This window comes from Bifidobacterium sp. LH_424 (assembly GCF_056356895.1).
This window is the reverse complement of the sequence record NZ_JBKEVC010000012.1, coordinates 21,423-46,428: the sequence shown is the minus strand read 5'-3', so window position 1 is coordinate 46,428 and position 25,006 is coordinate 21,423. Positions and strand designations below refer to the sequence as shown.

At 61.9% G+C, this 25,006-nt stretch carries 14 protein-coding genes and 1 CRISPR repeat array (1 of these 15 running past the window's edge); of the genes, 2 read left to right on the top strand and 12 right to left on the bottom strand.

Annotation, left to right across the window (positions count from 1 at the left end; genetic code table 11):
- Positions 1-2,787: a CRISPR direct-repeat array (repeat unit 36 nt; unit sequence TCCTCAATGAAGTTCCCGGAGTGAGACTCCGGGAAT); it reaches 653 nt to the left of the window's first position.
- 241 nt (positions 2,788-3,028) lie between these two features.
- From cas2 to AC1AYP_RS09315, 12 genes are all read right to left on the bottom strand, one after another.
- The gene (cas2, locus tag AC1AYP_RS09370) at positions 3,029-3,325 is read right to left on the bottom strand and encodes a CRISPR-associated endonuclease Cas2 (protein WP_476533138.1); all 297 of its coding nucleotides are present in this window, start codon (positions 3,323-3,325) and stop codon (positions 3,029-3,031) included.
- Positions 3,322-4,911, bottom strand: a complete 1,590-nt coding sequence (gene cas1 / locus AC1AYP_RS09365) for a CRISPR-associated endonuclease Cas1 (protein ID WP_476547667.1) — start codon at positions 4,909-4,911, stop codon at positions 3,322-3,324. The genes cas2 and cas1 overlap by 4 nt, the downstream gene beginning before the upstream one ends.
- On the bottom strand, positions 4,901-6,031 hold the full coding sequence (locus tag AC1AYP_RS09360) for a hypothetical protein (protein WP_476533141.1): 1,131 nt from the start codon (positions 6,029-6,031) through the stop codon (positions 4,901-4,903). The genes cas1 and AC1AYP_RS09360 overlap by 11 nt, the downstream gene beginning before the upstream one ends.
- The gene (cas3g, locus tag AC1AYP_RS09355; RefSeq protein WP_476547665.1) at positions 6,031-9,159 is read right to left on the bottom strand and encodes a type I-G CRISPR-associated helicase/endonuclease Cas3g; all 3,129 of its coding nucleotides are present in this window, start codon (positions 9,157-9,159) and stop codon (positions 6,031-6,033) included. Before cas3g ends, AC1AYP_RS09360 begins: the two co-directional genes overlap by 1 nt.
- Entirely contained in the window at positions 9,156-10,829 is a 1,674-nt protein-coding gene (csb2, locus tag AC1AYP_RS09350) for a type I-G CRISPR-associated protein Csb2 (protein WP_476547663.1), read from the bottom strand. The genes cas3g and csb2 overlap by 4 nt, the downstream gene beginning before the upstream one ends.
- Before the next feature lie 12 nt (positions 10,830-10,841).
- On the bottom strand, positions 10,842-12,107 hold the full coding sequence (locus AC1AYP_RS09345) for a type I-G CRISPR-associated protein Cas7 (protein ID WP_476547662.1): 1,266 nt from the start codon (positions 12,105-12,107) through the stop codon (positions 10,842-10,844).
- 325 nt (positions 12,108-12,432) lie between these two features.
- Entirely contained in the window at positions 12,433-15,729 is a 3,297-nt protein-coding gene (ileS, locus tag AC1AYP_RS09340; RefSeq protein ID WP_476547660.1) for a mupirocin-resistant isoleucine--tRNA ligase, read from the bottom strand.
- Positions 15,730-16,159: 430 nt separating this feature from the next.
- Positions 16,160-17,146, bottom strand: coding sequence for a nucleoside hydrolase (locus AC1AYP_RS09335; RefSeq protein ID WP_476547658.1), 987 nt, complete (start codon positions 17,144-17,146; stop codon positions 16,160-16,162).
- Positions 17,147-17,177: 31 nt separating this feature from the next.
- Positions 17,178-20,597, bottom strand: coding sequence for an AAA family ATPase (locus AC1AYP_RS09330; RefSeq protein ID WP_476547656.1), 3,420 nt, complete (start codon positions 20,595-20,597; stop codon positions 17,178-17,180).
- 1 nt (position 20,598) lies between these two features.
- A complete protein-coding gene (locus AC1AYP_RS09325) occupies positions 20,599-21,978 on the bottom strand; it encodes an exonuclease SbcCD subunit D (protein WP_476547654.1) in 1,380 nt (459 codons plus the stop codon).
- A gap of 140 nt (positions 21,979-22,118) precedes the next feature.
- A complete protein-coding gene (locus tag AC1AYP_RS09320; protein WP_476547652.1) occupies positions 22,119-22,556 on the bottom strand; it encodes a hypothetical protein in 438 nt (145 codons plus the stop codon).
- Positions 22,553-22,687 carry a hypothetical protein gene (locus AC1AYP_RS09315; RefSeq protein ID WP_476547650.1) on the bottom strand — a complete coding sequence of 45 codons (135 nt, stop codon included), beginning with the start codon at positions 22,685-22,687 and terminating at the stop codon, positions 22,553-22,555. Before AC1AYP_RS09315 ends, AC1AYP_RS09320 begins: the two co-directional genes overlap by 4 nt.
- Before the next feature lie 254 nt (positions 22,688-22,941).
- On the opposite strand from AC1AYP_RS09315, the gene AC1AYP_RS09310 reads away from it, so the two are divergent.
- The gene (locus AC1AYP_RS09310; protein ID WP_476547649.1) at positions 22,942-23,997 is read left to right on the top strand and encodes a hypothetical protein; all 1,056 of its coding nucleotides are present in this window, start codon (positions 22,942-22,944) and stop codon (positions 23,995-23,997) included.
- 5 nt (positions 23,998-24,002) lie between these two features.
- Entirely contained in the window at positions 24,003-24,971 is a 969-nt protein-coding gene (locus AC1AYP_RS09305) for a hypothetical protein (RefSeq protein WP_476547647.1), read from the top strand.
- Positions 24,972-25,006: the final 35 nt, after the last annotated feature.

The following is a 25,006-nucleotide window of genomic DNA, read 5'->3' as shown; positions in this document are numbered from 1 at the left end:
CGCATCTCCTCAATGAAGTTCCCGGAGTGAGACTCCGGGAATTCTGCGACATGGTGCTCAGACTGGCCCGCCAGTACCATCCTCAATGAAGTTCCCGGAGTGAGACTCCGGGAATGCTCGGCTACGCGCCGGGGGCGGCCGGGTGGAAAACTCCTCAATGAAGTTCCCGGAGTGAGACTCCGGGAATCCTTGCAGCGGCCGATGGGCAGGACGATGGGGTTGCCTCCTCAATGAAGTTCCCGGAGTGAGACTCCGGGAATGGATGGGGTGCGAGTGTGAATCTCGTGAAAGGAGAATCCTCAATGAAGTTCCCGGAGTGAGACTCCGGGAATTCGCCAGGATGACGCGCCTGTTGCCGTCGTATACCCGTCCTCAATGAAGTTCCCGGAGTGAGACTCCGGGAATCCAGGGCGTCATCAGCGACTCGACCGGCAAGGTCATTCCTCAATGAAGTTCCCGGAGTGAGACTCCGGGAATATATCGCCCTTGTCGCCCACGCGCGGCGAATCCGGCCCTCCTCAATGAAGTTCCCGGAGTGAGACTCCAGGAATCCGGATCGTGCTGCAGGTCGGGCCGTTTGCTGACCGGTCCTCAATGAAGTTCCCGGAGTGAGACTCCGGGAATAGTGATCCGGGGCCGAGTGTTCTGATTTTTTCCGTCTCCTCAATGAAGTTCCCGGAGTGAGACTCCGGGAATATGGGCGTGCCGTCGACGATGTTCACGCCCAGACGTCCTCAATGAAGTTCCCGGAGTGAGACTCCGGGAATCGGCGCACCGGACTGTGGACGGTCAGCCGCGAGGATCCTCAATGAAGTTCCCGGAGTGAGACTCCGGGAATGTCATGTTCTTGTCCGTGCCGGTGACGTTGTCGCCGCCTCCTCAATGAAGTTCCCGGAGTGAGACTCCGGGAATCGTAGACGACTTCGATGGTGCATCCGCAGTTGGCGTGTCCTCAATGAAGTTCCCGGAGTGAGACTCCGGGAATCTGCGTGGCGTGGTTGCGCACCCGCACCGTTTGCGATTCCTCAATGAAGTTCCCGGAGTGAGACTCCGGGAATCGGGTCGAATCCTTTGACCCGGCTTCCGGTCGGATCCTCAATGAAGTTCCCGGAGTGAGACTCCGGGAATCTGAGCCGCGGACGGACACCGTGGCGGGCGCCGCTCCTCAATGAAGTTCCCGGAGTGAGACTCCGGGAATCATGCGTGATGGCCGGACCCGTTTTTGTGCGGACGTTCCTCAATGAAGTTCCCGGAGTGAGACTCCGGGAATTTTCGCGCCCGAGGGTCGGAAGGCGTACTCCCCCTGTCCTCAATGAAGTTCCCGGAGTGAGACTCCGGGAATATGGGTCGGCGATGAAATCTCCCGACGACCATGATCCTCAATGAAGTTCCCGGAGTGAGACTCCGGGAATTATGACCCGCACCATGAGTGCGTCGCCTCGGAAGATCCTCAATGAAGTTCCCGGAGTGAGACTCCGGGAATCAGTAGGCCGTTCCGCGTCCGTCGCCGGTCTTCACTCCTCAATGAAGTTCCCGGAGTGAGACTCCGGGAATCAGTAGGCCGTTCCGCGTCCGTCGCCGGTCTTCACTCCTCAATGAAGTTCCCGGAGTGAGACTCCGGGAATTACAGCGTCGCACCGTGGAGCTTCGCCGCCGCCTGGCATCCTCAATGAAGTTCCCGGAGTGAGACTCCGGGAATCGGACAGCCGCCGCCCGCCGCGTGCAGTTCATACGCTCCTCAATGAAGTTCCCGGAGTGAGACTCCGGGAATTCCGCCATTCGTCGGCCCCGCTCGTCCAACGCCTGTCCTCAATGAAGTTCCCGGAGTGAGACTCCGGGAATCGCTGGGCTCGTATCCGAGCTGGCAGAGTGCCGATCCTCAATGAAGTTCCCGGAGTGAGACTCCGGGAATGAGCCCCGTCATCCGCGACAGTCGCGGTCATGCCGTCCTCAATGAAGTTCCCGGAGTGAGACTCCGGGAATTCGCCCGCCGCATCACATGGCGACTCGGCTGGAACCTCTCCTCAATGAAGTTCCCGGAGTGAGACTCCGGGAATGTCCACCAACGGACTCGACGCGACGGCGTCGGTCGCACCTCCTCAATGAAGTTCCCGGAGTGAGACTCCGGGAATTATATATAACGCGTGCCAAATACGGCGATATTCCGTCCTCAATGAAGTTCCCGGAGTGAGACTCCGGGAATCGCGCCTCATCCGCCGGCACCCAACGGACCTTCGCTCCTCAATGAAGTTCCCGGAGTGAGACTCCGGGAATAGCTCACGACCACCATCGCCGACAAGGAGACCGTGGATCCTCAATGAAGTTCCCGGAGTGAGACTCCGGGAATCGCGTAGAATTCACGCACCGCCGCGCACGCCTCCTCTCCTCAATGAAGTTCCCGGAGTGAGACTCCGGGAATTGGCCTCTTTGCCGCCGAGCACGCCCTTGAGGTCGAATCCTCAATGAAGTTCCCGGAGTGAGACTCCGGGAATCAGAGCAGGACACACACGAGCAAGGGACCCAAGACCACTCCTCAATGAAGTTCCCGGAGTGAGACTCCGGGAATACGGGTGCCTGCGGGTCGCGCGCATGCGCGAGCGTCGCTCCTCAATGAAGTTCCCGGAGTGAGACTCCGGGAATCCGGTACGGCGTGCAGACCGCCGCCGTCTCCCCGGTGATCCTCAATGAAGTTCCCGGAGTGAGACTCCGGGAATCCCCGACCTCGCGCCGAACGGGCTGAACTACATCTACTCCTCAATGAAGTTCCCGGAGTGAGACTCCGGGAATAGCCGGGTGGCAAATCCCTGTGGGAGTTGGGCTCCTGCGGGGATTTGCGAGAGCTGCCAGTACCAGTATAGGCACACTCGGTCTGGGAATCGTTCCACAATCGGATTCCCCTACTGCCACCGGTTGCGAGCGCTTCCGGGGGATATACCAGCTGATTCAGCTCTCGCAGAATATTCCGCATACTCTCTCTGTAGTTTTCAAACGGCATGCATGCGTGATGCTCAAAGACTGATCCAACTGTTCAAATCACTGTGGGAATCACGGTGTCCTCGTATCGTCGATGTCCGAGAAACGTCAGATTCCGTTTTGTTCGACTGCTGAGACCGACATCGCATACAAGAACGGAATCCGACGTTCCATCGATTTCGCGTTCCAATGCCGATTGCAGTCTCAACAGCTGCGCAGGACGTATGCGGAGGAGAAACACGCTGTATTGCAGACGCTCGCCATGGCTTTGCAGCACCTTGGCGACATGCGAACGCCGCACGTCATCGTTGATGTCGTATGCGATCAGATAGCTTCGCTGCTCGTCACTCATCGTATGCGAATCCCCTTGTACTCATGCTGCGTTCCGTCAAGATAGCCGAGAATCATCCTGGCCTGGATCTCGATGATTCTGCGCCATGATGCCTTATATCCGAAAATCGGATGCGTCAACTCGGTCTGCAGTCGACGCTCATACGCGGATATGAGTGACTTGCGTGCAGTGTCGCTCAGCCGGACCGATCCCAGTGAATACGAGAATCCCCCAGGTTTCACTTCTCCGTTGTTGATGACCGTCTGAACTACGGAGTCCGCCACCGGAGCGCGGAACTCCTCCATCAGGTCAAGCGCCAAGGCCGGCTTGTTGCGCTTGCTGCTGTGCAGGAATCCCGCGTAAGGGTCCAGCCCGCAGGAAATCAACGCCCGCACGCAATCCGACAACAGCATCGAATACGTATAGTCGAGCAACGCGTTCACGGCATCGGGAGCGGGACGTCTCCTCCGTGCCGTCCATGGCCATTCGTTTCGCTTATCCGGCTTGATGAGCTGCCCGAACTGACTGAAATACACGGAAGCGGCCTCACCTTCCAGCCCCAGCACGTCCTGCCACCGATTCGCATTACGAGCGGTCTTCTCGATTGCGAGAAGTTCTCCGACAGCCGGATTCGCCTTGTCGGATCGACGCAGCAACACCGCTTGATTGTGGATTTTCGCGACGACGAATTCACGCGCGAGTCCTAACCGTCCTTCACGCGAGGCGACATGCTGATCAGCGCGCTGCTCACCGTTCGGACCATACGAGGGCATCGTCCAACCATACAGCCGCCCGGTCCCACTGCACCACAGAATCGGCACGTCTCTCCACATCAGTTCACGAATCAGGCCACTGGAAAGATCCGTGTTGCCATGAATCTGCAACCCTTGGATGGTGTCCAAAGGAACGGACGCGAGTTCCTCGCCATTCTTGACGACCACCATCCTGCCCGCCCGACTAAACGCCTTCGCTCCCGGACTGGCCAGATGCGTGACCTGATTATCAGGCGAAGCGACCATGACCCGTCTGGGCACCGCTTGCAGTTTGCGTTCCTCGGGCAGACAGATACCGACATGCGAACATCTCATGCACCGCGCACTGTCCTCAAGTGGCTCCGGCGCGGAGTCCGAGGTAATGAGGCGACGCGTATCCTCCACCGCCCGACGTGCGTTCCGATAGTCGTCCTCGTCCAGTTCGACGACAACGTTGCGATGGTGCGTGGTGAAGAATATCTCGGTTTGCGCGACGCGATACCCCATATCCTCAAGACACGCGGCCTGCAATGCCAGCTGGATGCGCATGGCCTCAGTGACGATCATCTCCCGCTTCACGGGAGTGGCCTTGTATTCCCGGATGATGACGCCGTCGTCGGTGAGCTTCGCGGCGTCAAGACGCCCCGATACGTTCCACGTCTCATGACGGATGTCGATCGACTGGTATTCGTCGGCATCCCCTATGGTCCCGACACGGTCGACCTTACGGTGATCGTACATGCCGTGGGCCATTTGGGCGCTGTCGACCTTCTCACCCACGGCTTCCAGCCATGCGCGACGTGGACAGAACATGTAGTTCGCCACCAGGCTGATCGGAATCGGCTCATCGTCCATGGGCTTCTCCCTCCGACCGCAACGACAGAGCCTTGCCCTGCAGCAGCCAGCGTTCGGGTGCCGACTTGTTGTTGGACACCGACTGGGGAAACAGCATGCAGGTCTCCACGCCTTTGTCTATAAGCCACTTCCGGCTCTTCTGGACGTTCGCCGTCGTGAGCAGTTGCGCATCGATGTCGTCTTTCGCCCTCTCTTCTTCCTTCGTCTCTCCTTCCTTTGTCTTCTCTGCTGCTTTCGGAATACCCAATACGGATTCCAAGGCGACGACCAGCAACGCCTGGCTACGCACCACGGCACGATACCGTTGCAGCGTCCACGGCTCATCCCATAGAGGCAGCACCGCGAACGGGTTCCGTCCTTTGACCTGGAACAACGCGGTCGTCGGACCACGTTTCGCCTGGGTCGACCGGAACACCGGAAAAGCGGACACTCCGAACAACGCGCACCAGACCTGCGCGTTATCGGTGGTGGAGGGGAGACGCAGCCCAGTGGGGCTCCTGCTGTCGGATTTGTTCTTGCCGATCTCGTCGACGACGGAAATGCCGACCAGTCCCTCTGCAATCTGCTCATCTGTCCTGTTTGCGATCGCTCGCGCCAACGGCACCAGACGACCGGTGACGAATTCCTGACCTCGATTGCGCGGAACCATCTCCCAGCGGGACGCTCCCCTGTCCGGCGTATAACCTTGCGCGTCCATGGAACCAGCCCAATAAGCCGGCTCACCCAACGCGCCTACATATCGTCGATCGAGTATCGTCTGCAATGCGTCGATGGCTTCGCACCTGTCGTGCTGCAGTGACTCCCATCCCTCATGCGCGGACGACATTCCCAGCCGGGGACTGAGGGTCGCCCGTTTCGCCCCACCGGAATACGTTCCGTTGGCACCAAGCCACGAGGATTCATGCCAGCGGCGCGCATGCTCATGCACGATATGCGCGCACGCGTTCCAATCCAGACCATCGTCATTAGTACGGATGTGGGCGTGGTGCTCACTGCCATTCCACCATATTTCGCATGTTCGCCCTTCGTCCGCATCCTCGAGAATCGAGGCGAGACCGACAAGCAGCAGATGCGTGAACGCGTCATTGAAATGCCCGCGTAATTCCAGTTCACTGGTCATCAGTTTCCCTCCTTGGATACGGTGATGTCGGCGGAACGGAGAATCGCCTCGAGGTAGGCCATGCCCCAGTATCCGTAGCGGATGTCGGTGTTCTCGACGATGCGTTCCCATATGCCTTCATCGAACAATCGTCGTGCAGACGCGTATACGGCGTCGACAGACGGCTCATGCTTTTGCTCGTCATCCTGGTTCCGCACCGCTGGGGGAATCAGCGTATCGGCATCGTCACGGAAGCATGACCTGCCATGCCCGTGCGATGTGCCGGAAAGACGTGTCACCAATTCGATGTCATTGGCCTGCAAATCGTCTCTCTGCGCCCAGCACTCCGCCGCGGACCGCTGCTCGTGCCGCCACCCCTGCAGATTCAGCGCACGACGGATACGCGCCTCGCGCTTTGGGGAACGAATCCCGCTCTTCGCCAAATCTTCCTCCGAATGATTATGGGAAAGCAGCTTCAGCATCGTCTGGAATCGGGAATCCTTCTTCCCGTCATCATGGTGCAGCGCCGCCATCTTCAAATCGACGACCATTCCCTCGGGCAATCCGAGGACGGACACGAACCGTTCCACACGGCGTTTCACGGCAGGCTGGTGTCCGCTCTCCTCATCATTCAACGACACAGTCTTGCTGGCCTTCGTGAAGTCTTTGGAGACGTGCAGCTCCTGCATGTCCCTGCCGTCGGAAAGAGCGGAGACCGGCTTCAGCACCAGCCACACCTCTTGCGAATCGACAGCGTCGACGCCGGGATACACCGTGGGAAGGAGAGGCACACCGGCATCATCTTCATCATCGTTTTCAACGGCTTCGGCAAACCGTTCGTTGGCCTCCTGTACGGCATTTCGCACTTCAGACGAGAAATCGCCCAAAGGTTGACAATCATCCACATTGCTGGTGGATGAATCAGAGGAGGATTCCTGCGTCTCTGGTATCCCATCGCTCTGGACCTTTTCCCGAATTTTGGCGATTGCATCGTACAAAGCCTCGGTCGTAGGGTCGGCTTCGGGATTAGCTGAGATGACGACGCCTGTGCTCTGGCAGAGGTTATAGACGTCTTTCTCTTGCTCAGCGGCATCCAAGCTGACGATGTGCATATCCGCATTGAACAATGGAGCCGTGGAGTCCACAATCAGCATGTCGCCCGCCTGCAGCGAATCCGTCAGCTTCTCGGAGCCGTCCCAGCGGGTTATGGAGGATTCCGACCCACGCCGCTTCGGTTTCATGATGAAGATACGGGATTCCACATCGTCGGGGGAAAGCCTCTTGCCGATGTCGTCGATATTCCCCCACATCAATGGGAACGATTCATCCGCCACGGGAGGAATATCCTGCAACAGCTCGATCGCGGTTGCATCGTCTGCCGGCAGATCGCGAACGACCAGACCGATGTCCGGCCCATTGGCCGGAGACAGGTCGTCGCGCAACCACAGGTCGAGCCCCGCTCTGCCCTGGTTGGCGAGCCCCACGTCGGCGGCGAGCTCCTCATCCGTGTGGGACAGGTTCTCGATATCCCAGATTTCGGGCCGTTGCCACAGCAGGCGCGTTGGAGTCGCTGGCTTGGGAGGGTGTTGCGCACACCGCCAAGCGGATAGTCCTTCAGCATCCTTGCTGAGGTGTTTCAACCAATGCAAAGCCTCTTCTACATCCTCCGCACGGTATGGGACTGTCTGGTCGGCGTCGATTTTCCGCGTCACCACGGTGATATCGCCCTGCTCGCGCAGGCCGCGGCGGTTCACGCGACCAGCTCGTTGGACAAGCGCGCTTCCCGATGGAAGCTCAGTAATCAACGAGGCGAAATCGACGTCGACGCCAACTTCCATCGTCTGTGTGGCGACCACGCATCGTAATCCCGTCTCCCGGATCGCATCGGAATCCCCTTTCAGGGCGTCGAAGATCCGTCCATGAACCATTTGGTTCTTGTCGTACTGGCGCATGGGGCCGATGAATCCACGAATCGGCGTGTTCGAGTCAGGTGCTTCCCCCGCATCGGTTTCCGTCTGGGATTTTCCTCGCTCGCCTGCGCCATTCCGACGGGCGTACTCTTTTCGCAATGCCTTCAGCACAGCTGTCGCGGTCTTCACCGTATTGACGATGCAGCCGACTACGCCACGCTCATCACCGCGTTCATCCTCGGCTTCGATGGCCTTCATGCACTGCTTCACCAACGTCGCTACGACGTCTTTATCCGTTTTCCCGCCCGAAACCAGATGAACCGTCTTGGGTTTCAGCATGCGGGCGGCGAGCGCGGAGTCCGCTGCGAAGTCGGGTTCTTCGACGCCGATGCGGATGTCGTCGACGGACGAACCGTCCTGCGTCGCCGTCGTGGAGACGACTTGGAGCACCGGTCTCGACGCCATAAGAGGACTGCCGCACAGCTTCTCCAGACGCGCGACGGATTTCGCGGTGACGACCAACTGACGGTTGAGATGCGCCTCATCGGCGACCAGCACGGTATCGTATGCCAGCATGCCGGCTTCGATCGGCCGCGCGGCCGCGCGCGTACCGTATCCGTGGAACAGCAACCGGCTGCCGAACATATCGGGGGTGGCGCACAGAATCTGACATTCCGTCGGATGGTATCGCCATTCGCGGGTCGTCTCGTCGACCGCTTCACCACCCCGTAACCGGGTGACACGTAGCGCCTGCGGGCGCGATACTGCGTCAGCGTCTCCGCCATCCGAAGATTCCCGGAGCAGAAGGCCTTGTCGGATATTCCGCAGAACGGAATCATCGTCCTTATCGGCGGAGGCGTCATCGAGCTTCGCCAACAGGGCGAGGGCCTCCTCATACTGGTCATCCACCAGTGTGCGTCGATTGACGGTCATCACCAGACGACGTGGTAGCCGATCCAGTTCCGTACCGGACAGGAGCTCGTGCCATTCGTTTCCCGAATCCGTTGCCAGTCCTGCCAACGCGTTCAGGAAGACGTGCATGTCGATGACCATGGTCTTGCCGGCACCGGTCGGCGCCTCAAGACGGTCCGGCCACCTTCCGTGATCGATGATGCTGTCCAGCAACCGGTACTGCCACTGATATGGCTTACGGCCGGAATGGATACAGGCGATGTATCTGTCGAACTCAGTATCGATCTTCTTCCTGACCGAACCAGGAATAGGCATCGCGTTCGTCATATGACCACCGGCTTTCCAGAGTCGTCAATCAGATTTTGCGGTATATCGATAGGAACGAGCAGGCCTCCTCCGAGATGCCGGCTCTGCCCGATGGCCATGACCGTACGGTTCATGTCGTCATCGTCGAAACGCAGCCATGCGCTCATACCTGATATAAGCGTTCTCGGCTGTGTCTTGTGGACATAATCAATCATCGACGTACGGGATTCGGCATGCGCATGGAATATCTTCACCGGAGATTCCTCTGCGCATACACGATTCACGAGAGACCAGTAGGACCGTCTCCGCCCCTCAGTAGCATCGGCTTTGCCTATGCCAGTGTCCTCATCATCGACGAATCGTTCACGCAACACATGTCCGATGGCCAGTGCCATGCTTTCTTTGACTCCCCATACAGGTTCCTGTCCTTTAAGACGCTTGACGGGATAGGTCTCGCGAATGCACAACGGATAGGGAATCCAATATCGCTTGCTTCCTTCAGGAACCGCAGCCCAAATCTTATCGGCATCGGTCTCCCGCATCTTTCCAAGGTAGAGCGTGTCCCCGTTCCGGGAGAAGAAGAGTCGCTTCCCTTCAAGCGAGGCACAGACATCGGCGAGTCGTCCGACCTCATCCACAAGCATGTCATGCGGCACCATCACCAGGAATCCCGGCAGGATGTCCTGCAGCTCCGCATCCACGATTCCCCTGAAATCGGAGGTCAATACGTGAATGGCGACATTGTTGGCAGGCCGCTGTTTGGAATCCTGCACGAAATCGTAACGCCCGGTCAGCATCGGCGACGCCCCGTATCCCCATTGGTGCACGAGCAACCGGTGCATGGCCACGGACCATGCCACGAGTTGACGCTCCCGAGGTGCCCACTGCTGGGGACTCGTCACGGGGATGAAGAAGCATCGGTTCCACGGCATGACGAACCGTTCCTTCGTCGGAGCTTTCGCTGGGATGTATCCGGCATTGCCGACAGTCGGGTACAACGCGTTGGGGAGCACGTTCTTCTCGGTCTCGTTGCCGGATGGCTTCGAGACCCGCTTGGGATAGGCGAGCGTATGTCCCTGCTGCAGATCCTGCAAATGCCCCGGTAGCGGGAAATGGAATTGCGTCACGGAAGGAAGCATCCACAACGGGACGTGCTCCTCCCGTACCAATGATTCCGGCAACGGATAGGTGGAAGGCTCATCCGTTGTAATGCGCACCGGCGCGCATGCTTCGCCCAGGTATGGTATCTCCCAGCACAGGTCGCGCAATGCGCCCGCAACTCGCTCATCCGGAGCTTGCTTCCACTGCCATATCAGGTCGCCCTTTTCCGAGGAATCGTAGGCAACCGAAGAGCAGGCCCGGGCTTCCTTGATCGCGGACTCGCCGCTCTTCTTATCCCAGTTGCCACGCTTCCGATACACGACGGCACGCGAAGCCACGTGCCGTTCCCTGGGGAGATGAATCGCGTCGGGAGGATTGCCTTCCAGCCACGAGAGCGCGTCGCGTATCGTCGCATCGTCCATGGTGCGGTCGTTCCCACGGAACTCGGACTCGAAGCCGAACGCATTGTAGGCGGCAGCCACCACGGCCTTGTAGAAACGTTCCGGGGACGGATAGAGTTCAGGCTCCCCGGTCTCGTTCGCTCCCTGATACGTGTGCATCAGGAAAGAAACTCGAATAATGAACGGCATTCCCGCCTCCGGCTACTCGTCAACGTCCTCGGCCGAGGCCACCTTCGTCACCAAGGGGTTGCCGGTGACGTTGAAAGTCTGACCGTGCCAGTCCACACCCGCTTTCACGTGGGCCTGCTCATACGCCTCCTCCAGCAACGCATCGGCATGCTCCGGCGACAGCGGCACCAGTTCGGTGGACTTACCGTAACGTTCATCCAGAATGGTCACGGGAGCACAGGACTCACGCAACGTGCAATTGGCCCGCAAATTCAATTCCTGATTACTACCCGCCATGGCGTCGAGAATCATCGCGGCAATCAGCACGCGGATGGCCTGATCGCCTTCGGTACCACGGTCGAAATGTAGCGTGCGCAATATGGAGAAGCTCAGCACATGCGTACGTACGATGTCGCTGACGGCGATGCCGTCAAGACCATCTACTTGCGGCGGAATCGCTCCCAAGCCGATGCGAGATCCCTTACCATCTTTCTCAAATGATTTTCTTGTCGAATCGCTAAGGTCCATTCCAATATCGTTAAGAAGCGATGCAGCATCTTTTTTATCGAATTTGATGCCAGCCGCAATGGGATCGATTCGAGCACCAGCACGCAGGATACTGGCGTCCTTACCCTGCTGGGCTACCACTCCGATGATTTCTCCGTTGTATGGGGAAGCGAGACGAAGCTGGTTGTTCTTACGCGTCGAATCCCATCCGCCGAAGGTGACCGTGATGGGAGACAGATCGAACAACGGCATCAAATCAGTCAACGTAGCGTTACGGGCCTTGACGTATACGGGATTCTTGGAAACAGGCTGCCCTCCAATCTCGCCAACACGGATATGCCCATCGAACGCGCGCTGCGGCAACGTCACATCGTATACCGAACGCTCAATCAGCTCACCCATCTCATCCGCGGACTCATACGTCACACGCATGCGCGGCATCCGAGAGAATACCGGATGGCCGCTCTCGATGGCTTGGGCGATATACGCCTCGGCACGGTTGTTCTGCGATGTACGGGAATCGATGAGCACGACCTTCTTGACTTGTCCATCGCCTGCCGGTTTGCCGGAGGCGGTCACCCTCCCGTTTTCGTCGAGCGGCATAAACCGGTCTTCGAATACATAAGTAGCACCACGACCACCGGCGTACTTGGCCGGAGCCACGATGCCATCCATACCGGCCGCTGGCTCCAACAGCGTCCTCTCGGTCAAGGTGCTGGGGCCTCCCAGCTTCGCTGCCCTGTTCAGGTCGTCAAGAGTCAGTTCCCGAAGACCCTTCTTGTCGCCTGCCATGTCATACCTTTCTTTCAGGGGAACACCCATGTTCCCGCCTACCGCAATTGCCGCCAAAACCAGAGTACGCCGAGACGAGCGCGACGATACGTGACACCCATCATCGACCTCCTTACTGCTGCCTTGTACGCGGCGTTGGATTCAGTATAAGGACGCCTCAGCGCACCGGTACATATGCACCGGAAAAACAAAAGAAAAATCCGGATGCCCTGTCTCCAAGACATCCGGATTTCTCAATATCGGCTTAATCAAGCCAATTCATCGGCGTGTCACGCGTGTCGCGCACGTCATGCACGCGCTGCAATCATCGCCGTAATCGCAAGCCTCACGCCTTCGCCACCTCAGCCGCGAGCTCCTCACCCGAGACCACATCGAACGTGTCGGCCTTGGTCTCGGCTGCGATCAGGTCGCGGAACTGCTCGACCTTGGCGACGGCGTCCGCCGGCACGGTGAGCTTGAGCGCGATGTGGTCGGCCACGTCGAAGCCAGCGGACTTGCGGGCGTCCTGCACGACGCGGATCGCGTCGCGCGCGTAGCCTTCGGCCTCCAGCTCGGGGGTGAGCGCGGTGTCGAGAATCACGAAGCCGCCGGTCGGCAGCGCGGCGGACACGGACACGGCCTCCTCGGCAGCGTCCTTCTCCTCCACGCGGTTGATCAGCTCGTACTCACCCTCCTGGAGCGCAATCTCGCCGGACGGCGTCTCGACGACCGGCGCACCGGTCGCGGCGTCGACGTGCCAATCACCGGACTTGGACGCCTTGATCGCGAACTGGACGTCCTTGCGCAGGCGCTTGCCGGCGACGCGCGCGTTGACGCGTAGCTCGTGCACGATCTTGAGGCCCTGCGAGGCGGCGTCCTCCAGCGTGCAGAACTCCACGTCCTTCACGTTGAGCTCGGACTTGAGCACTTCGGCGTAGGCGCGCACGGCGTCCACGTCCTCGGCGACCACGGTGAGCTTGGAGAGCGGCTGGCGCACGCGAATCTTCGCGGCCTTGCGCAGCGACAGGGTGCCGGAAACGACCTCGCGTACCTTCTCCATGGCCGCGACGAGCGCCGGATCGTCGACGAGCACGCGGCCCAGCTTGGTGTCCTCGCCGGTCTTCTCGTCCACGACGAACGGCCAGTCGGCCAGGTGCACGGACTCGCCGCCGGTCAGGCCGCGCCATACGGACTCGGCCTCCATCGGGGCGAGCGGCGCGAGCACGCGCATGAACGCCTCGAGCACCGTGTACAGCGTGTTGAACGCGTTCTCGTCCTTGGCGAGGAAGCGGTCGCGGCTGTTGCGGATGTACCAGTTGGTGAGCACGTCGATGAAGTCGGATGCGGCGTCGCACGCGTCGGAGATCGCGAACTCGTTGAGCGACTTCTCGGCGGCGAGCACGAGACGGCGGGTGCGGGCCAGCAGGTAGCGGTCCAGCTGCGGCAGGGACGCGACCTCGTCGGCACGAAGCTGGCGCGCGTCGTAGCCGGCGGCGTTCGCGTACAGGGTGAAGAAGTAGTAGGAGCTCCACACGGGCAGCATGACCTGGCGGACCGTGTCGCGGATGCCCTCGGCGGTGACGATCAGGTTGCCGCCGCGAAGGATCGGCGACGACATGAGGAACCAACGCATCGCGTCGGAACCGTACTTGTCGAACACGCCGTTCACGTCCGGGTAGTTGCGCAGGTGCTTCGACATCTTCTGGCCGTCGGAGCCGAGCACGATGCCGTGGCATATCACGTTCTTGAACGCCGGACGGTCGAACAGGGCGGTCGCCATCACGTGCAGCAGGTAGAACCAGCCGCGCGTCTGGCCGATGTATTCGACGATGTAGTCGGCCGGGAAGTGCTGCTCGAACTTCTCCTTGTTTTCGAACGGGTAGTGGAACTGCGCGAACGACATGGAGCCGGATTCGAACCAGCAGTCGAGCACGTCGGAGATGCGGCGCATCGTGGACTTGCCGGTCGGATCGTCCGGGTTCGGACGGGTCAGGTTGTCGATCCACGGACGGTGCATGTTGATGTTGCCGTCCTTGTCGCGCGGGTAGTCGCCGAAGTCGGCCTTCAGCTCCTCGAGCGAGCCGTACACGTCGACGCGCGGGTGCTTCGGATCATCGGACACCCACACCGGGATCGGGGAGCCCCAGAAGCGGTTGCGGGAGATCGACCAGTCGCGCGCGTTGGCGAGCCACTTGCCGAACTGGCCGTCCTTCACGTTGTCCGGGATCCAGTTGATCTGCTGGTTGAGTTCGAGCAGACGCGGCTTGATCTTCGTGACGGACACGAACCAGGAGCTCACCGGCTTGTAGATGAGCGGCGTGGCGCAGCGCCAGCAGTGCGGGTAGGAGTGCACGTAGCTCTTCTCCTGGAAGAGGATGGCGCGGCGCTCCTCGGGGATCTCGGCGAGCGGGCCGGACGCGTTGCGCAGGTCGCGCAGGATCGGCTTGTTCGCGTCGAACACATAGAGACCCTCGTAGTCGGGGCACTGCGCGGTGAAGCGGCAGCCTTCGTCGAGCACGTCGGTGCTCTTGACGCCCTTCGCGTTGAGCGTGTTCATATCGTCCTCGCCGTAGGGGGCCTGGTGGACGAGGCCGGTGCCCTCGACGGTGTCGACGTAGTCGGCGGTGAAGATCGTGTAGCCGTTCGGACCGGGCACGTTGCCTTCGGTTTCGGCCTTCTCGCCGGCGAAGTACGGGAAGACCGGCCAGTAGCGGCGGCCCTCCAGCTCGGCGCCCTTGAGCTCGCGCACGATCTCGTAGTTCTCGCCGAGTTCCTTCTCGTAGTGCGGCAGCAGGGCCTTGCCGAAGTAGAACTTCTTGCCCGCGTACTTGCCTTCGGTGGGCTTGACCTCGACGTAGTCGATGTCGGCGCCGACGACGATCGCGAAGTTGGTGGGGACGGTCCACGGGGTGGTGGTCCAGAACACGGCGTAGGCGTCCTCATCGCGCAGCTTGACGGCGACGGAGACGGTGGTGTCCTGACGGTCCTGATACACGTCGGCGTCCATGCGCAGCTCGTGCGCGGACAGCGGCGTGCGGTCCTTCGGGCAGTACGGCAGCACGCGGTAGCCCTGGTAGGCGAGGCCCTTGTCGTACAGCTGCTTGAACGCCCACATCACCGACTCCATGTACGGGATGTTCAGCGTCTTGTAGCCGTGCTCGAAGTCCACCCAGCGGGCCTGACGGTGCACGTAGTCCTGCCATTCGTGCGTGTACTTGAGCACGGAGGCGCGGCAGGCGTCGTTGAACTTGTCGATGCCCATCTTCTCGATCTGGTCGACCGAGTCGATGCCGAGCTCCTTCTGCGCTTCGAGCTCGGCGGGCAGGCCGTGCGTGTCCCAGCCGAACACGCGGTTGACCTTGCGGCCCTTCATGGTCTGGTAGCGCGGGATCACGTCCTTCGCGTAGCCGGTCAGCAGGTGGCCGTAGTGCGGCAGGCCGTTCGCGAACGGCGGGCCGTCGAAGAACACGAACTCATTCTGGCTGTGGTCGCCGGAGGGGTTGCGTTCCACCGACTTCTGGAAGGTGTCGTCCTTGTCCCAGTAGTCGAGGACGGTCTCCTCCATGTTGGGGAAGCTGGGGTTCGGCGCGACGTGCGCGGTCTCGCCGCCCTCGTTCGCCTTGGGATATACGTTGTCGCTCACCGTGTGGCTCCTCGTAATGCGTCGTTGGTTCTTTACGAGGACGACTTTGGTCCCGGCGTTCCCACGCCGTCGCCTTGGCGACGTGCGTGCGTCCCGCCGGCACCGCCACCGCGGTACCACCTCGCTTGCCGCGCGTGGATTCGCGTCTCCAGGAGACGCCCGTCACGTCGCGACCGCTTGAGTTCGGCTGTGTCGGGCCGATCCCGTCGGTTCTAGTAAGCGCGAATCATGAATCCACGCCGTTCTTCCGAAGACTCCCCGCTGATGACGGATCGACGCCTTGACTTCGGTTGCACATCGTAGCACGCCGCATGCCCGGCGCAAGACGCGTCTCAGACGCCGCGTCCCGCGCCCGCATGCCATGCCGCATGCCGTGCCGTGTGAGGCATGCCGCCACACGTGCCGTGCCTCACGCGGCGGTTCGCGCCGCCTACCGCTCCCCCGCCGCGACGGCGCCGACGCGCGTCGTGAATGCGTCGAGGAAGCGGGAGACGTCCACGCCGACCGCGGCGTCGACGGTCTTCTCGGCCGTGCTGAGCCGGTCGTAGTCGCCGATGGTGCGTCCGCGCGTCGGCCCGTCCAGGTCGACTTTGAGGTTGATCGGCAGCGTGGTGACGAGCGTCGGGTCGAGCGCGACGGCCACGGCGAGCGGGTCGTGCAGCCCGCAGCCGCCCATGCCGGGCGCGCTGACCGCGTACGCGTCGATGTAGTAATCGGTCATGTCGGCGAGGAACCGTCCGGCCGGTGTGCCGGTCTCGCGCCAGACCGCGGTCTCGCGTTTCGTGAGCAGCGTCTGCATGGTCACGTCGAGCCCGATCATCGTCACGTGCGCGCCGGACCGGAAGATGCGGTCGGCGGCCTCCGGATCCTGCGCGATGTTCGCCTCCGTCCACGCGTTCACGTTGCCGGGGACGGTGAGCGCGCCGCCCATCATCACGATGCCGCCGATCATGCTTCCGATGCGCGGCTCGCGTTCGAGTACGGCGGCGATGGTGGTCATCGCGCCGGTCGGCACGAGCCACAGGTCCTTGCCGTAGGTTTCCGCCGCGTCGATGATGAAGTCGACGGACGGTTCCGTCGCGGCTTCACGCGTGGGATCCGGGATGTCGACTTCGCCGATGCCGTTGCGACCGTGGATGAACGCGGAGCCGCGGCTCACGGTGAACGTGCCGTCGCCGCCGTTCGTCTCGTCGGCGGCGATCGGATGGTCGACGCCCCGGTGCACGGGGATGTCGGGGTGTCCGAACAGTTCGGTGACGGCGAGCGCGTTGCGCACGCCCTGCGCGACGGTCACGTTGCCGTAGGTGCCGGTGATGCCGATGAGTTCGGCGTCGGGGCTGCCGAGCGCGTAGGCGATGGCGAGCGTGTCGTCGATGCCCGTGTCGAGGTCGAGGATGAGTTTCTTCCGGTCGGTCATATGCGTTCCGCCTTCCTGCCGTGTGCCGGCTTCAGGCTATCACCTCCAATCGGCTTTCCCCGTCGGGGGCGACACGGCTGACGCTGATGCGTTCGGCGATCTGGTCTTTGAGCCAGTCGACGTGGGAGATGATGCCCACGTCGCGGGTGCGGCTGATGCGGCGCAGCATGTCCATCACGTCGGCGAGGTAGTCCTGCGAGAGGGTGCCGAAGCCTTCGTCGACGAACAGCGTGTCCATGCTGATGCCGCCGTTCTCCGCCTGGATGATGTCGGCGAGCGCCAGCGCCAGCGCGAGGGAGACGAAGAACGTCTCGCCGCCGGAGAGGGTGCCGGGGTTTCGGGTCTGTTCGGTGCGCCGGTCGAATACGGTGATGTCGAGTCCGGTTTTCCTGTTGCCCGTGGCGATGGCGTCGTCGACGAGCCGCAGCTCGTAGATGCCGCCTTGGATGTCGCCCAATAGTTCGTTGGCGCGGTCGAGCACGTCGCGGAACCGTTCGGTGACGGCGTAAGTGATGAGCGTGAGCCGGTTGGCGGCGCCTGACGCGCTTTTGTCGCCGTTGGCGAGGGCGGCCATGCGCTCCAGCGGCGCGAACCGTGCGGTCCGCCGCGCCCACTGGCCGGCCGCCCGTTCCATTCGTTCCGCCTGCGTCCGCCAGTCCTGTCCGAGCGTGGTGAGCGCGCCGACGCGGCGACCGGTTTCGGCGACGTGCCGTTCGGCTTCCTGCACGGCGGCGGCCAGCGCGTCCGTGTCGATGGCGGCGATCGCTTCGCCCAGTGGCGTCGGCTCGCCGGCCTCCGTGTATGCGGTGAGGGTGGTCTGCGACGCTGTTGTTCCCTCTGCATGCGGTTTCGCCACGTCGAAGGCGGTTTCGGCGATGCCCATCTCGCGCATGCCGTCTTCGCCGATGCTTGTGAGGGCTTCTTTCAGCTCGTTGCGTGACCGCACGAGGTTGGCCGCGGCCGTGTGCAGCGCGTCCTCGTGGCGTCGGATGCGTTGTCGGAGGTCGTCGCGTTCCCGCTCGTCCAGTCCGGCTGAGGCCGCTTCGTCCATGGTGGTGAAGTGTTCGCTTTCCTTGAGCGCGCGGTCGCGTTTCGTCTGCGCTTCGCCAATGTTGCGCGCGGCGGCGTCCGCTTGGGCTTGGGCCTGCGTGTATCGGCGTTCCAGTTCGTCGCGTTCGTCGATGGCCTGTTTGAGCCGTGCCGCCTCCTGCTCCTGCGCCTTGGCTTTGTCCAGTCGGGCACGGGCATCTGCCCGTTCCTCGGCGATGCTGGCTTTGGTGTGTCCTCTGGCGTGTTCCGCGGCGGTGTTCGCGGCGTTTCCGGCTTCACTCTCCTTCGCTTCGGCGGCGGCGAGCGCGGTTCGCATCTGCTGCACCGCCTGTGCGGCGGCGTCGATGGCCTTCCGGATATCGCGCAGCTTGTCGCGTCTTGCGCGCGCCGCGTCCAGCGCGTCGATGGCGGTTTCGAGTTCGGCGATCCGTTCCGAAGCCTGTCCGGCGTCGAGCCCCTCGCTGTGCTCGCGATGCGCGTCGAGGTCCCGTCCGGCTTCACGCAACGCGGCACGCGCCTGTTCCGCCGCGGCCTGCTTTTCGGAGACGCGGCGCTTCAGCTCGACGATCTCCTTGGCGTCGGCCGCATCGTCGGGCATGATGGCGGGATGCGGGTGATCGGTGCTGCCGCACACCGGGCAGGGTTCGCCATCTTCGAGCGTTGCGGCGTACCGGGCGGCACCCGATCGCCTGATGGCGTCTTCGGCGCTTTGCAGGGTGCGTTCCGCGGCATGTTGCGCGGCTTCCGCCTCATCCCGCCGCCGTTCGAGTGCGGGTGCTTCCGCCGTGAGCCGTTCGACCTGCCGCGCGTGCCCGAGCACGCGTCTGGCCTGGTCGAGCCGCGCATGGAGACCTTGTTCGCCGCCCAGCTGTTCGGCAATCTGCTGCAACTCCCGTTCGATGTGCCCGGGATCCGGCAGCTCGTCCGATGCCTGCTGCGCCTGTTCGACGGCGGCGCGCGCCCGGTCGAGCTCCTGTTGCGCCCAATCATGCTGCGTCGCCGCCCGTTCGGCGGCGACGACGAGCTGTTCGTGCGTGTCGGCGCGTTCCAGGTCGGCGCGGGCCGCTTCGACGCCGGCGGAGGCTTGAAGCGCCTGTTCGCGTCGACGTTCCAGATCGTCCCGATCCGTCAGCTGGTCCAGCTGCCGTTGCAGTGCCGTGGTTTGGTCGACGAGACGCTGCTGTTCGGATTGCAATACGCCGGTCTCCCGGTCAAGTGCGAGGATGGGCTGCGCTTCGATGGCGCGCGCCAGATCATGACGGCATCGTTCGATGGCGGGATCATCCGCCTGCACGTCGTGCAACACCCGGACGTCGCGCAGTTCGCACGCCGCAGCCTCCCGCAGCGTCTCGGCGTCCGTCTGCCGCGCCCGAGCAAGATCGAGCATCCGCCGGGCCTGCGTGTTCTTCATTTCACCGTCACGTACCAGCGCATCGCATTCAGTGTCGATGTCGATGACGGCATCGCGGAGGCTTTGCCGGATCTCGTCCGGCTCGCGCGCGGGATAGGCGAGGCTGCCGGCATCCTCACGATCGAGTCCCCATCGCGTGTTGGACAGGATCTCAAGCTTGTTCTCCGTTCCGCCGCCATCCTTCAACTGGCTGCCATCTGCTCCTATGATGCCTCGTTGTTCGAGGATGCGCTTGGCGGTGGCCCTGGCCGCGGCGATGTCACCGACGAGACGGATCCCCTCCTTTTCCACGTCGGCCCTCATGCTTTTGCGGCGCTCCGCAAGCTCGGTCTGGATGTCCTCGTAGATGGTCGCGCCGAACAGGTCCTCGACGAGCTCGGTGCGCTTTTCCGGATTCAGGGACAGGAACATGGCGAACTGGCCTTGCGCGAGCATGATGGTACGCGAGAACTGTTCCCGATCCAACCCGATGATCCGCGTGATCTCCGGACGCACGTCACCGGCGCGCGAGGTGATCGCCTCGGCGTGACCGGCTTCCTCCGCGTAGGCGAAGTACCGTTCCGGATCATTGCCCGGAGCCTCGGTCAGAGCGGCGATGCCGCGGTCGATTCTCATGAGCTTGCCGGTGGCGTTATGTGGGGTGAACCCGTCGCCGCGGGTTTTCGGCTGGTCGTATTTCGGAGTGCGTCGCACCTCGTAGTAATCATCGCCGGATTGGAAGATCAGATCGACGTAGGTTTCGGTCCGTTCGCCCGTGAGGAACCGGGAGCGCACGCGCTGGCCGTCGCCGCCGGCGTCCAACGTGTCCTTCTCGTTGCCGGAGATGTTGCCGTACAGGGCGAACGTGAGACAGTCGAGAATCGTGGTCTTGCCGGCTCCGGTCTCCCCGTCGATGAGGAACATGCGCGAACGGGTCAACGCGGCGAAGTCGATGGCGTATTCGCCCTTGTACGGGCCGAACCCGCGGAATTTCATGGCGATAAGCCTCATGTCAGTCCTCCTTCTCCATGCCGTCGATCATCATCCCGCCGGAGTCGCCCTCATCGGCGACGACGCCTTGCGTGTGCTTCGCCGGATCGTCGGATACGATTCCGTCCGCATGCTCGGCATGCTTGGCCCGGACGGCCTCCAACGCGGCCTCCAGCACCTGATGCTCCTCCTCATTGGCCTTACGGCCAAGCTGATGTCGCACGAACTGTTCGAGCACATCCATTTCGGAGGATGCCGTTCGAAGGTCCACGGCTCTCCGCCCTGTCGACGCACGGCTCCGGTCGTAGACGATGTTTTTCTCCAACGCATGCTCGTACCGGTCGTCGATCTTCTGGTAGAGTCCCTGCGGGAATTCGCCGACGTGCACGGTGACGGATACCCAGTCGTCATGATGGGCGACGGCGGAATCGCCCAGGATCTCGTCCACTGTGCCTTCCAGCCGCACGAACGCGGGCTCGTCGGATTCCACGTCCAATGTGCGGAGGTTTCCCACGTGTCCGTCGACGATGTCGAGCAGCACCACGCTCTTGCCGTTGCCTTTCACCGGAGGCACGCGGCTTTCGGAGAACGAGTAGGCGAGCAACGACCCGCTGTAGCGTGCCTGCGGCGTGCGGTCGAAACCGAACACGGATTCGTCGACGGGCAAGTCGGGCACATTCACCCGCTGCGGCCGGTGCAGATGACCGAGCGCCAGATAGTCGAGACCGCTATGGGAGAAGAGCCCAGCCGGCACACTGTCGACGCCGCCTACGGCGATGCCCCGCTCGGAGTCGCTGGGCGCGGCACCGGAAATGAACGCGTGCGCCATAAGCACGGCGGCCACATGCGGGTCGGCGGCGCGCCGGTCGGCGAGGTCACGTGTGACGAGCTCCATCGCCGCGCGCATCATGCCCTCATGCGAGCGCGGGATGCGATAGTCAACGCCCGCCTGCTCCAACAGTTGCTGGAGTCCGGAGCGCGCCGTGTCCGGGTCGAGGTACGGCAACGCGTACACGGCGAGCGAGTCGCCGCCGCGCGTGACCGTCACCGGTTCCGCGATGGTGTCGAGTCCGCAGCGCACGTGCACGTTCGGACGCATCAGACCGGCGCCGGTACCGAGACGGATCGCGGAATCATGGTTGCCGGGCGTGATGACGATCTCCAATGGTCGACCATCTATCTCGAGTCGTCCGAGCCGATCGAACATCGCATCGAACAGACGGATCGACTCGGCGGATGGCACGGACAGGTCGTAGACGTCGCCGGACACGCACAGCACGTCCACGTGCTCGCGCACGATCACGTCGATCAGCCATTCCAACGCCCTGCGCTGGTAGTCGAGCAGGTCCACGCCCTTGAACCTGCGCCCGATATGCCAGTCGGAGGTATGCAACACCCTCATGCCGGCTCCTTTCGTCCCGTCGGCGGACCGTCTACAGCACCGATGCGCCACGGTTCGCCGAATCCGTTGTCTTTCACCCACCGTAATCGGATAATCCCGGCCCGATGCATATGTACCGTTTTCCGTTCGCCGAGCCGTCATCAGAAAACGTCCGGCGTGTCACGCGTAGTGGACGCGACGGTGCCACCGTTCCGCGCCATGGTCTTACGACGCCGTACTCCAGTTGGGGAGGAGTTCTTCGACTTGCCCGTGCCCGCCGCAACGGCGCTGCCGCCATGTCGCATGCCCACAGCCCGATTCTCATCCAATGCGCTGAGGAACATGGCCTCCGCGACCACAAAGCCGAGCACCGCCGCACCGACGACGACCCACAGACCCCAGCCCATGATGATCTGGAGGATCGGAACCGCCGCGAGCGCCAGCATGCCCAACGTCCGACGCACCTGGACAAATCCGTCGATACGCTTGTCCACCCACATCACAATCCGGTAGACCGCATACTGGACGATGGCGAACACGGCCACGACCAGCGCGTCGAAGACCACGATGACGACGTTCGCGAGGAAATCAGTGGTCATGTAGTTGAACACCGCACGAACGTCTCGCCGGCCGACGAGCTGAAAAACATCGACAGCCCCACGCCATTGACCAGCAGCACGCCGACGAGCACGGTGAACACGATTTTACCCAACGTTTCAAGGAACCTCATCCCAATCACCTTTCCTTCCCACCGGTTGTCCCGGCGGATTGTCCCGCGGCGGACGGCCCCGCTCCGGAACCGCTCCCGCGCCTTACACCAGTCGAAACCGGACAAGCCACGAGAAGTCACGACACGCCTCATTTCTTCCCGTTTCACGCAAGTACGCGCGTTGTCCGGTTGAGAAGAGAGTGTCCGTCGGAAGCGAAGACGACGGGCGACGACAACCGTCACGATGACGCATACGATGATGAAAGGAGACGCCCATGCCGGAAGCCCCCATGCCACGAAAATCGGCCCGGTCGGAGGAGACGCACTTCCACCCCATCGGCGTACCGCGCGTCCGGACGGTAGACTGGGCGACAGTCACACCGATGCAAGGAGGCGACATGTCCAGGCGGAAGAACGACGAGGACGACGAGGACAATTCGAAGACCCGTTACTATATCGACGAGTACTTCGGAGAGACGCGGCACAAGGGGAAGCGCGAATTCGGCCCGAAAGCGATCGATTTCATCGCCATACGGATTCGGGCAGGGTATAAAAAGTACGGCCCCACGCTGCCGGAAGGCGCCCCGGCATCACCGGACGAGTGCATGAACGCGTTCTGGGAGAAGAAGGCCGCATATCTGCACAAGAAGATGCGCACCAGCACGATGAAGAACGATCGATCGTTCGAAGCCTGCGTGACCAAAACCATCAACGGGTGGTTCCGCAACCAGTACGCGGAGACCTCTTCGGGCCGGATGCGCGAGGTGGTTCGCGGACGCCTCGGCAAGGCCGAGGACCGGTTCACCAACGACAATCCGCAAAAATACTGGGGGCTAGTCGGAGGCCCCGACATTCCCTCGGAAGCGCGGGAATCCGAGTTGCGCAAGGTCGTCTCGCGGTATCCCATCGACATCGATTTGGATGCCTTCATGGATTCCGACCGCAAACGCAGCCCCAGCTATGGCAAGCCAGGACAGATGGAGGACATGCTGGAGGGCGTGATCGAGACCGCCGACGGCACGTTGCCGCTCGACACGCTGTTCCACCTCGTCCAATATCGTCTGCCGATGCTGGTGGAAGCCACTCGGGTCGACATGACGGACGAGGACGGCAATCCTATGGACATCGCCGACGACGCCGCTTCCGCAGAGGATGTCGCCATCAAAGCGGTGACCGACGACACGCGCGAACGGCAGATCGAGCACATCCTCTCGCTCTTCGAAGAACACGAACACGATCGGAAATGGGTACGCCGATACATCGGCAGGCATCCGGAAGTATACAGGATGCTTCGCAATCTCGGCATCGACCCGGACGAACAGAAAGCCTGAACATCATGAACACCACACGATCCTTTACCGAGCTGCTCGGCATGTACGACCAGCTGAAAGACACCGACACGGAACTCATCATGCCCAGCGGCGATGATGTCGATTCCCCCGAGCGCATCGAACGTCAGCTGGCCGAGGGAGTGAAGCGCGACCAACTGTGGATCGCCGAACAAGACGACGATTCCCTGTATGTGCTTGTCACGGAGGTGAACGACGACCCGCGCATGGCGACCGTCATCCCCCTGTCGAACGACCTGCATAGCGAGACCGACGATTCGCTCGTCATCGGCAACACGCCGTTGGGCATCGAGATGGTCGCCTGGCCCGGCCTGCAGGCCATCATCCCGGTGCGTCTGCTCTACAAGCCGTTGAAGGAACTCTCCGAGAGCACCGTCAAGGCCATCGAGAACGACGACCTGCGGTTCGCGAAGAAAACCGACGCGATCCGCCGCGGCCACGACAACGAGGAGAATGACTCCCTATTCGTGGAGAACCGTGAGGACATCACCGCGATCCTGCTCAAGTGGCACTCCATGTGCTTCGACCTGCCGAAGCTGCACGAGGAGGACGAGGAATCCGACAAGGCTACGGCGTTCCACACGGACAATTCGTTGGTCGATCAGTCCAAGGAGCTTCAGGACGTCCTGCAGCTATCCCCTGCCGAGCGTCTCGCCATCGCCCGAGGAAAAGCGCTGACCCCCGAGCAGCAGCGCCTACTCGCCGAAGCCAATGTCACGAACCGAATCCATAAGGAGGAGACCATAGGCGACGACTATCTCATCATGGCTGAGCAACCACGTTGGCGTGCCGCAGCGGACGCCTTCGCGGAAACCAGCGAAGACGATCCGCGTCTGGCCCTGGCGCATCGAGCCCAGTTCGGATTGGCCGCGCGAGTCTCCGGGCACGGTAAGACCGCCGTCGAGGAGGCCATGGCCAAGGCCGCGGAAAGCATGATCGAGGATTCCCGCCGGTAATGGACATATCCACTCCGTACTCGCGCGCATTGAAC